Raw genomic sequence first — 11,701 nt, 5'->3', positions numbered from 1 at the left:
TTCGGTCGGTGTCAGTGGCTGGCTGTTGTCAAATCTGTCCTACCTGCACGTATAGCACGCCCACCGCGATACCCACAGTCAGCAACAATAACAGCCACTTGCCGGCGCCCCCGCGTTTGTTGCCCCAGTTGTAATCTTCTTCCTCCACAAAAATCGGATTGATCTGACGTTTAAATAATCGCATTTCAGGACCTCTACTACCTTGGGTTTTAGCGGGTTCAACAATTGTGACAACAAATGCCCGGCATAATTTGCTGGACTTTGTGGCAATCCGGGGCGCATCTGTAACAAAGTGAAACCGCGGGCATTAATTGATAATCAGGCGGTCAGCCTCGTCAAAACTTGCTGATATACTCGCCCTGCTTTCAAAAACCATAATGAAAATAATCGGGGAACCCGCAGTGATATCACCCATATCCATCACTTCTTTGCGCCTGCCTGCCACATTTGCCAGCATCACCGTGCTGACGATCTGCGCAGCGGCTTATTCCACCCACTCCTACGCCCAGAATCCGACTGCAGAAGGTGTATTGCCATTGACCCAGGTCGACAGCAATACCGCCAATATCGAGCTGGATGGCGCCCTGGATGAAGCTGTCTGGAATACGCTCCCTGCCTACGATGGCATGCGCGTGATCAACCCGGATACGCTGGCGCCCGCGTCGATGCGCACCGAAACACGGATCTTCTACAACGACCGCGGTATTTACGTCGGCGCCATGAACTATCAGGATCCAGACACCCTGGTAGCGCGCATGAGTTCGCGGGACGAAGGCGTGCAGCGTGATGGTTATGTGATTTCCATCGACACCTCAGGTCAGGGCCTGTACGGCTATTTCCTGCGCATAAACCTGGGTGGCACTTTCTCTGATGGCACGATTTTGCCCGAGAAGCAGATCAGCCGTGACTGGGATGGTCCCTGGAACGCTGTGACTCAAGAGCTGGAGAATGGCTGGTCCACCGAGATATTCATTCCCTGGGGCATGATGCAGTTGCCGCAGACCGGTGAGGTGCGCGAGATTGGCATCTACACCGAGCGCATGGTGACCCACCTGAACGAAACCTGGTCCTGGCCGGCGCTGCCGCAGACCAATCCGGAATACCTGTCGGCATTCCAGAAGTTCTCGGTGGCCGGTATTGATCCCAGCACGCAGTTCACCTTTTACCCCTATGCTTCCGCGACCTACAACAATATTACCGACGAGTCCGAGACGCGTGTGGGCGCCGATATTTACTGGCGGCCGACCTCCAACACCCAGGTATCGGCAACGCTGAATCCAGACTTCGGTACCGTTGAGTCAGACGATATTGTTGTGAATTTGAGCGCATTCGAGACATTTTTCTCGGAGAAGCGGACATTTTTCCTCGAGGGTCAGGATATTTTTCGTGCAGGCCCGCGCGCCAGTGGTGGCCCCTTTGGCCCTATCACAGTCCTGAATACCCGTCGTATTGGTGCGGCGCCCTGGATCGATACACCAGCCGGTGTTTCAGTGAGTCCGACCGAGCGCAATGCACCAACCGAGCTGCTGGGCGCTGCCAAAGTTACCGGCTCGCAGGGTAACTGGCGCTACGGTACGCTGCTGGCGGCCGAGGACGACATGACGCTGCGAGGCCGCGATACCGCTGGCAATCAGGTCAACCTGGAGTCTATCGGACGCGATTTTGCTGTCGGTCGTCTGCTCTACGAGGACACCAGCGGCGGTGGTCGTCGCGGCTTTGGCTGGATTGGCACGCGATTGAGCCATCCGGACCATGACGCCACTGTAAACGGCGTCGACGTCTCCTGGTTCTCCGCCGACACGCGCTGGGTGTTTGATGGTCAGGTGCTGCACAGTGATGTGAATGGCACCACAGGTTCAGGTGCGCTGTTCGATCTTAACTACCGCCCCTCGCGGGGTATTCAGCACTCGTTCACTGGCAATTACTTTGATGACACGCTCAACATCAATGATGTGGGTTATCTTCAGCGTAATGACCATGTGATGCTCGATTACCGTTTTAACATCACGGAGTCGGGCCTTGAGAATCTTCGTTCGCGCTCGCGTTACATGATGATCGTAAACCAGTGGAACACCGACGACCGGCCAGTGCGGCTTGGACTGTTCTTCGGCCAGAACATGACCTTTCTGGACAATACCAGTCTGAACATGAACTTCCGCTATTTCCCGCCACGTGTGGACGATCGTCTGAGCCGTGGCAACGGCACCTTCAAGATCCCGCACCGGCTGGCCTACGATCTTGAGTGGAGCAGCGACCGCTCACGTCCGTTAAGCTACAGCGCACGATTTGGCAATGCTCAGGAAGACCTGCAGCGCAGTAACCTGAGCTACGAAGTGGGTGTGCAATGGCAGCCCAATGACCGCTTTAATACCGAGCTGGAACTGGAGTACCGCGATCGTGAGTCCTGGCTTGTGCATCAGGGTGGTCCGCGGCTGACGGCTTTCCGGGCCACCGAGTGGGCGCCACAGTGGAACGCCAACTACTTCATCAACTCCAAGCAGCAGTTTCGCCTGGCGGTGCAGTGGACCGGTATCAAGGCCAAGGAAGACAAGTTCTATCGCATCGATCAGACCGATGTCCGGCACCTGATCCGCACGCCCAAGCCGGATGCGACTCCCGATGACTTTACGGTCAGCCGCATGAGTTTCCAGGCGCGTTATCGTTGGGAGATTGCACCGCTATCGGACCTGTTTATTGTGTACACGCGCGGCAGCAACCTGCCTAGCGATCTGGGTTCCGAATTCCAGGACCTGCTGTTCGACTCCTGGAGCGAGCGCATTACCGACACCTGGGTGGTGAAGCTGCGTTATCGCCTGGGTAATGGTTGATGATCTAGAGGCCCGCCTCATCTGAGGCTGACAGCGGCAGGTCATCTGCCGGCCGCTGTCACCCAATCATCAACAAAATGTCGTAGACTGCCAGCTCCGTAAAGTCCACTTTCAGATAGAAAAAAGGATACACTGATGGTCACTCGGTCGATGTCACGATTGTTGCAAGGGGTTGTGCTCATGTCTGTCATTACTGGCAATGTGCTGCCGTTAGCACCGGCCATGGCGCAAAGCGATGCTGCCGACAAGGTCGTTGTGGCGCACCGCGGGGCCAGTGGCTACCTGCCCGAGCATACCCTGCCGGCGGCTGCCATGGCCTACGCCATGGGCGCCGACTTCCAGGAACAGGATGTGGTCATGACGCGCGACGATCAATTGATCGTCTGGCACGACCTGACGCTGGACCGTAACACCGATGTGCGGCATCAGTTTCCGGGCCGCGCGCGCGACGATGGACGTCACTACGTTATTGATTTCACACTGGAAGAGCTGCGTCAGCTGCGTGTCACCGAGGGTTACCGCCTGAATGATGCCGGCGAAGAAGAGATGATCTACCCGCAGCGCTTCCCGCTGTGGCAGTCCACCTTCACCATCCACACCTTTGCCGAACAGCTGCAGATGATTCAGGGGCTGAACCGCTCAACTGGCCGCGATGTCGGTATCTACCCCGAGCTGAAGTCACCTGCCTTTCACCATGAACACGGCAAGGATATTGGCATGGCCGTGCTCAGCGAGCTGAAGCGCTTTGGTTACACCAGCAAGGACAGTAATGTATACGTGCAGACCTTCGAGTTTGACGAACTCAAGCGTGTTAAAGAAGAAGTGCTGCCGGCATTGGATATCGAACTGAAGCTGGTGCAGCTGATGGGCGATGATGAGGCCTATGCCTGGATGCTGGCACCCGGCGGCATGCGTGAGCTGGCGCAGTACGCTGATGGCATCGGCCCGGAAAAAGGCATGATCATCAGCTATGAGTCGACGCCCAACAATCTTCAGATCAGCTCGCTGGTGCGTGATGCCCATCAGGCTGGGCTCAAAGTACACCCCTATACCTTCCGGGCTGATGACGGTCAGGTGCCCGGTTACGCCGACAATTTTGAACACCTGCTGGAGATATTCCTGTTCGAGGCCAATGTTGACGGGCTGTTCACCGATTTTCCGGACAAAGCGGTGGACTATCTGAACGAGAGATAAGGCCCGTTAAAGGGGACGGAGGGATTTAGCGACCTAAATCCCTCCGCCTCCTTTTAGGAAATCGCTTTCGCCTGCTTACTTATTGCTGTACACTGCGCGCCCTTTTTGTAGAATATCCTCGTTTACCGCACGTCACGCCAGCAGGCACCTATTATGTCCAGCACCACCGCGCCCGATCTCGGCTTTGCCGAGCTCAATCTGCCCGCATTCCTGTTAAAAACACTGGAGCGCGTCGGGTATGAAAAACCCTCGCCTATTCAACAGGCTACAATTCCTGCCTTGCTCGAAGGAAAGGATATTGTGGGCATGGCCCAGACCGGCACCGGCAAAACAGCCGCATTTGCACTGCCGATTCTGGCCAAGATTGACGTAACTAATCCGTCAACCCAGGCACTGGTGCTGTGTCCAACGCGTGAGCTGGCCATCCAGGTGGCCGAAGCGTTCCAGACTTACGCCGAAGGCCTGAAAGGCTTTCATGTGCTGCCAGTTTATGGTGGCCAGGACATGAGCCGACAATTGCAGGCTCTGCGTCGTGGTGTGCACGTGGTGGTAGCAACCCCCGGCCGTCTGCTCGATCACCTGAACCGACGCTCGCTGGATCTGAAAAAAATCAACACGCTGGTACTTGATGAAGCCGACGAAATGTTGCGTATGGGGTTCATCGACGATGTCGAGACCATACTTCAGCAGACACCGTCCACACGCCAGGTAGCGCTGTTCTCCGCGACCATGCCGCCGCCCATCCGTAACGTGGCCGAAAAATACCTGCACGACCCGCAGGAAGTGCGCATCAAAAGCGCAACCAGCACCAACTCTGATATCGATCAGTACTACTGGCTGGTGCAGGGCACCAACAAGCTGGACGCATTGACCCGTATGCTGGAAGTCGAAGACTTCGACGGCATGATCGTATTCGTACGTACCAAAAACAGCACCGTGGAGCTGGCCGAGAAACTCAACGCACGTGGCTTCTCTGCCGCGGCCCTGAACGGCGACATGAACCAGCAGCTGCGCACGCGCACCGTTGAGCAGTTAAAGAACGGCCAGTTGGATATCGTGGTAGCCACCGACGTGGCAGCACGCGGCCTGGATGTGGAACGCATCAGCCACGTGATGAACTACGATATTCCCTACGACAACGAAGCCTACGTCCACCGTATTGGTCGTACCGGTCGCGCCGGCCGCAGCGGCAAGGCGGTTCTGTTTGTAGCACCACGCGAACAGCGTATGCTGCAGTCGATCGAGCGCACCACGCGTAAAAAGATCACGCGGATGGAGCTGCCGACAAGAGGCGATCTGATCCTGAAGCGCAGCCAGCAGTTCAAGCAGACCATTGCTGATGCACTGGCACAGGACAACCTGGATTTCTTCCGCAGTCTGATCGCCGATCTTTGTCAGGAACATGAGTGTTCGCTGGAAGATGCCGCAGCCGCGATGGCCTTCCTGCTGCAGAAAGACCGACCGCTGGAGCCATCTTTTAAAGAAGTGAAAGAAACCGGCTACGGCACGAGCAAGGGTTTCAAAGAAAAAGCGTCAAGAAGCACACAATCTGCTGGTGACGATTTCGCTGGCGAGCGGCCTGCCCGCAAGCCACGCAGCAAAGTCCCGACAGGTGATGAGTATATTGGCAGCCTGCTGGAAGGCGACGACGCTGGTGAACGTGCGCCACGCAAGCGCCGTGAGCAGCGTGACTTCAGTGATGGTGATGATGTGCCTATGGAACACTTCCGTCTGGCAGTGGGGCACGACCATGGTGTCACGCCGCGCGAGATTGTTGGTGCCATCGCTAACGAAGGCGGCATCGAAGGTCGTTATATCGGACGCATCCAGATATTTGATGATCACACCACCATCGATCTGCCGACTGGCATGCCTGATGAAGTATTCCAGACCCTGCAGCGCACCCGCGTGTGCAACCAGGCTCTGAATCTGGAGCGTGTGGCATCTGGCCCGGCGCCTGATCGTGGTCGTCGCTCGCGTCCTGAGGGTGCCCGCAAGCCACGTTCGGCTGGTCCACGTCGTGAAGCATTTATAGAACCCACGCGTCCGCCACGTGCGGCGCGCCAGGATCGTTTTGCCGATAGCAAGCCAGGCGGTGATCGTCCACGCTTCGACCGCTCGGCAGACAAGCCGGAGTCGGACAAGCCACGTGGCGATCGCTTCAAAACCGGCGGTTTTAAAGGCGACAAGTTCAAGTCCGAGAGCAGGGGCAGCAAGTTTGGCGGCGACAAGTTCAATGCTGACAAGCCCAAAGAGAAAAAACGCGGCGCGCCCAAAAAGCGTGTCGACAAAGACAAGGGCAAGCGACGCTCGCCCGTGCGTGGCAGTAAATAACACGCAACAGTCTGCTAGACTGGGCTCCTGAGCATTTTTCCGGGGCCTGATGTGTTAACGCTGGACCTTGCCGGGGCGCTGGCCCTGATAAGCGCGATGCTGGTGCTGGCAGCCCTGCCAAGCATCAGCGTGCTCGCCGTAACCTCCAGAGCGCTGGCCGGTGGCTTTCGTCACGGCGCTGCCGTAAGTGCTGGCGTGGTTGCCGGCGATCTGCTGTTCATCCTGATTGCCCTGTTTGGTGTCACCCTGTTGCTCAATGCTGCCAATGGCTGGGCCAGCTGGCTTAAATTTCTGGCAGCCGCCTATCTGCTATGGATGGCCCTGGGACTGTGGCGCAGCGCTGCAGCTTCAGGTCTGGGCACCACCCCGTCCCCTGATTCTTCACTACCTCCTGAATCAGCGGTTCTGTCAGGGTCACTGCGTGGCAGCTTTGTCAGTGGCCTGCTGCTGACGTTGGGCGACCAGAAAGCCGTGCTGTTCTACCTTGGTTTTTTCCCCGCCTTTGTGGATGTTGCCGCCATCACGTTCTGGGATGTGCTGCTCATCATGTTGATTACCATTGTCTGTGTTGGTGGCGTCAAACTGGTCTATGCAGCGCTGGTGGCCAGGGCAGGGCAAGTGCTGGCAGGCGATCCACGATTTGCCTTCTGGTCCGTGTGGCTGAACCGGCTGGCTGCGCTGTTATTGGTGGTGGCAGCCGGGCTGGTCATTCTGCGATACTAGGGCCATGAAGATCATCTACCACGCCGCTGACATCATGGAAGCCCACATAGTTGCCGGCCTGCTGCGTTCGCACGGTATTGAACCCCATGTGGGTGGTCACTACCTGCAGGGTGCTGTGGGCGACCTGGCCGTTCAGGGTTTTGCCGAGGTCTATGTGCAGGACGATGACATCGATGCCGCAGAACAGGTCATCCGCAGCTACGACAGCCAGGCGGAGGCCCTTAAGGAAGGAGCCGATACCGATGAGTATCAAGCAGATTGGGCCGACCCCGATTCAGGAATATCACACGCTTAATTGCCATTGTGGCGCCGTGCAGATTGAGCTGCACCTGCCCGACGGCGTCGTTTCTCCGCGCCGCTGCGACTGTTCATTCTGTCGCCGCCGCGGTGCGATCATGGGCACCACCAGCCTGCCGGCCATCCGCATCGTCAAAGGTGAAGACGCGCTGAGCCAGTATCAGTTCAACACCCAGGTTGCGCGCCACTACTTCTGCTCCCGGTGCGGCATTTATACACATCACCAGCGCCGCTCCGACCCCAATGAGTATGGATTCAATGTCGGCTGCCTGGAGGGTGTGAATCCCAAAGATCTGGGTGAGGTGCCGACCATGGATGGTGTCAATCATCCTTCGGATCGCAAGCAATAAATCGAGCTCAATCAGGTCTTAGTTTACAGGCTGGCCAGCCGATGGCCGTCCAGACATAACACTAAACAATAACTCTGCCCTCTGGAGGCGACATGAAACGGCTGTATCACTCACTGACCCTTGCCCTACTTGCACTTTTCTCGATATCCGCCATGGCACAGGACTTTGTCTGGGCGCCGGACTTTCCGGTGGGCAGCGAGATCCCGTCGATCAGTGCGCCAGATCAGAATGGCGACGTTCAGACGCTGGCTGAGCTGAGTGGCGAAAAAGGCCTGGTGCTGGTACTCAGCCGTTCCTTCGACTGGTGCCCCTACTGTATCGCCCAGCTGCAGCAGCTGGTGGATGTGGCCGACGAGTTTGAAGCTCTGGGATTCAATGTGGCGACAATGACCTACGATTCACTTGAGACGCTGCAGGGCGCCGAAATCGACTACGAAACCGACTTCCCGCTGCTGCGCGATGAAGATGCCACCCACGTCAGCGCACTCGGCATCCTGAATACCGAATACGAGCCCGGCAGTCGTGCTTACGGTATCCCATATCCTGGCATTTTTGTGCTTAGCCCGGACGGCACCGTGCTGGCCAAGTTCGCGGAGGCGGACTACCGCGACCGACCAGACTTTGACTACGTGCTGCAGGCGGCGAGCGAGCTGTAAACGCAAATCAGCCCCAGTTTGGAGGCCACACCAAGGTGTGTGGTCTCCGACATTTTGATCAACCCGGCAATAAACGTGAAATGGCGCTCATTCGTCACGTATCAGCCCTTTGGGTTATTGCAAAGTCACAGGGATTCTATTAAACAGGAAACACAATCACGCCCGGCTTCACGACCGGGCGAAAACAGGGAGAATGGGTTGTGTTTGTTGTCATATTTCGCGCCACGGTCAAACAGGCCGACGAGCTGTACTCAGCCACGGCAGCACGTCTGCGCGAACTTGCCCTGACCGAATTTGGGTGTCTGGAATTCACCGCGGTCAACGAAGGCGATACTGAAATCGCACTCTCCTACTGGCCTTCCGAAGAGCATATTCTGGCCTGGAAGGCCCACCCCGAACATCGCACCGCCCAGCAGCTGGGCCGTGAACGCTGGTACAGCTCCTATTCCGTTCAGATTGCTGAAATCGGGCGTAGTTACGCCGCGTAGATGCCGAGCTGATATTGTCCGTCATCACGCACGGGCCCAAGTATGCGGTACACCCGCAGGGCGGTAGCGTGCCTGGATTCGCAGAAACCTCTTAATTAATACCCTGTGCGGAGTATCAACTATGACCTCAAAAACCGTTTCCGGAAGCTGCCTGTGCGGTGCAGTCACCCTGACCGTGCCTACTGAAGGGCACATTGAAGCCTGTCACTGCGGCATGTGCCGGCAATGGGGCGGCGGCCCGCTGTTGGCGCTGATGCCAACCGGCAAACCAGAGGTCAGCGGTGCCGACAATGTCAGTGCTTACAGCTCCTCCGAGTGGGCCGAGCGCGCTTTTTGCAATTCCTGCGGCACCCATCTCTACTACCGCATGAAGGAACACAACAACTACGCTATCCCGGCCGGCCTGTTCAAAGACACCGGCGGTTTCAGCATGAAAGAGCAGATCTTCATCGATAAGAAACCCGCCTACTATGACTTCGCCAATGACACGCCGAAGCTGACGCAGAAAGAGGTGTTTGAGAAGTTTGGTGTGAGTTGATTTGGGGAGGGTGCTAACCCCAGTGTGGTTGGAGTTTTTAGTTAATACAAACGTCGGGAGAATGATGTGGTCTATTCCTTTAGTTTTTTGACGCTTTTCGTTATTGCGGCATTTTTTTTTGTTCTTTCAAGATTGGTTTCACTATTAAAGTCCGAGCACCCTGAGATTTACGAAGGTCTCGGCGGTAAACGAATTTGGTACTCGGCACCGGATCAGCTTAAATTTTTCGGCTTCCTATTTGGACTCCGGTACCGGCAACTCGAAAGTAGCCGTCTCACAAGGTTAGCGATTTTATCCAAGCTGCTTCTGGTGGTTGCTACCGTTTTCATATTCACGATGCCTATATACTTTCAGGCTTCAGTTTGAGCGCTCCGGCTAAAAAAAGTAGGCAGAACGTAAATTAAGGATAGATCATGAGTGCAGGCAGGCGCACAAAAAGCGCGTTATAGTGTCACCCGTTTTGCTCGGATGTTAAGACTAAAATATTCCCTCTTCGACACAGTTGAGACTTAGGTCAGGCATATAAAGGACTATTCATGTTAAGGAAGTTTATCGGTGGTTTAGTATTTGGGACTGGTTTCGCAATAGCCCTGATTATTGTATTGAACATTTATTTCAATTTCTTCTTTGAAAGTATGGCGACGTCGGCTGTTGGCCGAAACCAGACGACCATGTCAGAAGCCCCGGGAGTTTCCAATCTGAGAAGCGGATTCTTAGGTTCTCCTGCTACGTATACAGGTGATTTTGAAATCAGCAGTGCTGGAATTCTATCCTCCGGTGCTGGCGAGATAAAAGGCATGGTTTCGAGCAATGGACAGCCTACTCAAGGGCTGAGACTGCGGCTTGCTCTAAACGGTCAAGTTATGAGTCAGTGGGCCACTACAAATGACCTTGGCGAATACGCTATTTCAGTTCCTTATGGGGAATACAAGATAGACGGCTACGAGATTGACCAAAGCACGGCGAATGATGTGTTACGAGGCTTGATTACCAGCCCCATGAACCCACACTTCAGCGGGCTATTCACAGTTTCCCCGGAGGCTGGTGGTGTTGGCATTGATTTTCGATTTGTGGATCCAGTTATAAAAACAACACAGCAGGCCAGTTATAATCTAAATGAACCGGTGACAATATCCTGGGAGTCTTACCCGGGCGCGGTTAGCTACAGTCTACAGGTTTACGAGAAGTCCAACCCCCATGAGTATCAGCGTAATAACACACTGTTTGCCTGGACGAGTCGCCCGCAAGTCAGCGGAACAAGTATAGATCTCAAAGCCTACACACAAGATATTAAGCCTGGTTACTACTACTCCTTTGATGTAGTCGCCATCGGGGAGAATCGTCAGCTACTGTCTGAGACAGCAAGGACTCATAGCGGATACGACTTTAAAATCGAGTAAAGGCCTTGCAATTCAAAACAAACGGGCCAGCGAAATTGCGCCGGTGTTTGAGGCGTTAGAAGAAATAAACTACCTTTCATCGGAGAACCAAATGATAGAGGGAATCCACAAGCACCTACTCTCAGAGCTAGATAGAGCAGGTAGGACTGATACTGTTTTCGTACTGGCTGGTGTTTGCTTTAATTTACTAATTCTTTTCGTTAACTGGATCCAGGCAAGCAGAATAACGAGCGACTACCAAAACAATGACCAGGATGCTCCGTTTATATTTGCTTTGTTTTTACTAGGCACCTTAGTTGTCTCATCAGCATGCCTACTCACACTTGCAAATAGCCGAAATATTTGTGTCAAGCTTCACGAATCATTAATGAAAATATATGAAAAAACAAATGTGGCTGAATTCATTCCTGCTGACATCGGCAGTCTAGGTAACAAACGATTTATTCTATCGTTTATTGTGGTTGGTGGTACGGGTCTGTTAGCTGTGTTGGTTCCTTTCATTACAATTTGGACAAACTAAAAATTCTTCTAACAATTTCTTGCACTGGACCTCCGCGAACTGCGATCGCTCCGGCAAGTGAAGACAGGTTTTAGGCATCCAAGATAGTGAAATCTGAGAATTGGATTAAGGTTGTCGCACTAGTGGAGCTGGTAGCAGCGTTGCCGTGGCCTGGTGTTTACTTATATGGTTGGCACTTCGCTAGGAGGTCAGAATCACTGGATGTTTGGACGATTGCACTTACGGTAGAAGGAGCACTGTTTCTAATTGCTCCGCTTTTAGCTGCAATTGGGACGTTCCTGCAAAAACAGTGGGCTCCCTATTTGTTAATGGTATTTCCGGTCCTGGCATTTATCCATGGCATTTCAGCAATACCATACTTGTCTCAATTAGT

General features: G+C 54.6%; 12 protein-coding genes. 11 read left to right on the top strand and 1 reads right to left on the bottom strand.

All coding sequences use genetic code 11. The features are described from left to right. Positions 1 to 28: 28 nt before the first annotated feature. A complete protein-coding gene (locus tag LVD14_RS02170; protein WP_237132388.1) occupies positions 29 to 184 on the bottom strand; it encodes a hypothetical protein in 156 nt (51 codons plus the stop codon). A gap of 217 nt (positions 185 to 401) precedes the next feature. Here LVD14_RS02170 and LVD14_RS02165 point away from each other — a divergent pair, with 217 nt between their 5' ends. The 11 genes from LVD14_RS02165 (at position 402) to LVD14_RS02115 (ending at position 11,328) form a co-directional block, all read left to right on the top strand. Beyond that, positions 402 to 2,828, top strand: a complete 2,427-nt coding sequence (locus LVD14_RS02165; RefSeq protein ID WP_237132387.1) for a DUF5916 domain-containing protein — start codon at positions 402 to 404, stop codon at positions 2,826 to 2,828. 180 nt (positions 2,829 to 3,008) lie between these two features. Then, positions 3,009 to 4,022: a glycerophosphodiester phosphodiesterase gene (glpQ, locus tag LVD14_RS02160; RefSeq protein ID WP_237132386.1), complete on the top strand. Its 1,014-nt coding sequence runs from the start codon at positions 3,009 to 3,011 to the stop codon at positions 4,020 to 4,022. Between the two features lie 153 nt (positions 4,023 to 4,175). Further along, positions 4,176 to 6,356, top strand: coding sequence for a DEAD/DEAH box helicase (locus tag LVD14_RS02155; protein ID WP_237132385.1), 2,181 nt, complete (start codon positions 4,176 to 4,178; stop codon positions 6,354 to 6,356). A 51-nt stretch (positions 6,357 to 6,407) separates the two neighbouring features. Further along, a complete protein-coding gene (locus tag LVD14_RS02150) occupies positions 6,408 to 7,079 on the top strand; it encodes a LysE family translocator (RefSeq protein ID WP_237132384.1) in 672 nt (223 codons plus the stop codon). A 4-nt stretch (positions 7,080 to 7,083) separates the two neighbouring features. Further along, the gene (locus LVD14_RS02145; RefSeq protein ID WP_237132383.1) at positions 7,084 to 7,374 is read left to right on the top strand and encodes a DUF2007 domain-containing protein; all 291 of its coding nucleotides are present in this window, start codon (positions 7,084 to 7,086) and stop codon (positions 7,372 to 7,374) included. Continuing rightward, entirely contained in the window at positions 7,322 to 7,726 is a 405-nt protein-coding gene (locus LVD14_RS02140; protein ID WP_237132382.1) for a GFA family protein, read from the top strand. Before LVD14_RS02145 ends, LVD14_RS02140 begins: the two co-directional genes overlap by 53 nt. Before the next feature lie 92 nt (positions 7,727 to 7,818). Then, positions 7,819 to 8,382, top strand: coding sequence for a peroxiredoxin family protein (locus LVD14_RS02135; RefSeq protein ID WP_237132381.1), 564 nt, complete (start codon positions 7,819 to 7,821; stop codon positions 8,380 to 8,382). A 200-nt stretch (positions 8,383 to 8,582) separates the two neighbouring features. Beyond that, positions 8,583 to 8,870, top strand: a complete 288-nt coding sequence (locus LVD14_RS02130; protein ID WP_237132380.1) for an antibiotic biosynthesis monooxygenase family protein — start codon at positions 8,583 to 8,585, stop codon at positions 8,868 to 8,870. Between the two features lie 121 nt (positions 8,871 to 8,991). Further along, positions 8,992 to 9,408: a GFA family protein gene (locus LVD14_RS02125; protein WP_237132378.1), complete on the top strand. Its 417-nt coding sequence runs from the start codon at positions 8,992 to 8,994 to the stop codon at positions 9,406 to 9,408. 536 nt (positions 9,409 to 9,944) lie between these two features. Continuing rightward, positions 9,945 to 10,808 carry a hypothetical protein gene (locus tag LVD14_RS02120; RefSeq protein ID WP_237132377.1) on the top strand — a complete coding sequence of 288 codons (864 nt, stop codon included), beginning with the start codon at positions 9,945 to 9,947 and terminating at the stop codon, positions 10,806 to 10,808. Positions 10,809 to 10,899: 91 nt separating this feature from the next. Next, the gene (locus tag LVD14_RS02115; RefSeq protein ID WP_237132376.1) at positions 10,900 to 11,328 is read left to right on the top strand and encodes a hypothetical protein; all 429 of its coding nucleotides are present in this window, start codon (positions 10,900 to 10,902) and stop codon (positions 11,326 to 11,328) included. Positions 11,329 to 11,701: the final 373 nt, after the last annotated feature.

This window comes from Pseudohongiella sp. O18 (assembly GCF_021729085.1).
Taxonomy (GTDB): domain Bacteria; phylum Pseudomonadota; class Gammaproteobacteria; order Pseudomonadales; family Pseudohongiellaceae; genus Pseudohongiella.
The sequence above is the reverse complement of the archived record's forward strand: the minus strand, read 5'-3'. Positions and strand labels throughout refer to the sequence as shown.

Excerpts from the sequence above, each read along its gene's own strand:
- LVD14_RS02120 (WP_237132377.1), top strand. The coding sequence starts at position 9,945 with ATGTTAAGGAAGTTTATCGGTGGTTTAGTATTTGGGACTGGTTTCGCA.
- LVD14_RS02125 (WP_237132378.1), top strand. The coding sequence starts at position 8,992 with ATGACCTCAAAAACCGTTTCCGGAAGCTGCCTGTGCGGTGCAGTCACC.
- LVD14_RS02135 (WP_237132381.1), top strand. The coding sequence starts at position 7,819 with ATGAAACGGCTGTATCACTCACTGACCCTTGCCCTACTTGCACTTTTC.
- LVD14_RS02170 (WP_237132388.1), bottom strand. The coding sequence starts at position 184 with ATGCGATTATTTAAACGTCAGATCAATCCGATTTTTGTGGAGGAAGAA.
- LVD14_RS02155 (WP_237132385.1), top strand. The coding sequence starts at position 4,176 with ATGTCCAGCACCACCGCGCCCGATCTCGGCTTTGCCGAGCTCAATCTG.
- LVD14_RS02140 (WP_237132382.1), top strand. The coding sequence starts at position 7,322 with ATGAGTATCAAGCAGATTGGGCCGACCCCGATTCAGGAATATCACACG.
- LVD14_RS02145 (WP_237132383.1), top strand. The coding sequence starts at position 7,084 with ATGAAGATCATCTACCACGCCGCTGACATCATGGAAGCCCACATAGTT.
- LVD14_RS02115 (WP_237132376.1), top strand. The coding sequence starts at position 10,900 with ATGATAGAGGGAATCCACAAGCACCTACTCTCAGAGCTAGATAGAGCA.
- glpQ (WP_237132386.1), top strand. The coding sequence starts at position 3,009 with ATGTCTGTCATTACTGGCAATGTGCTGCCGTTAGCACCGGCCATGGCG.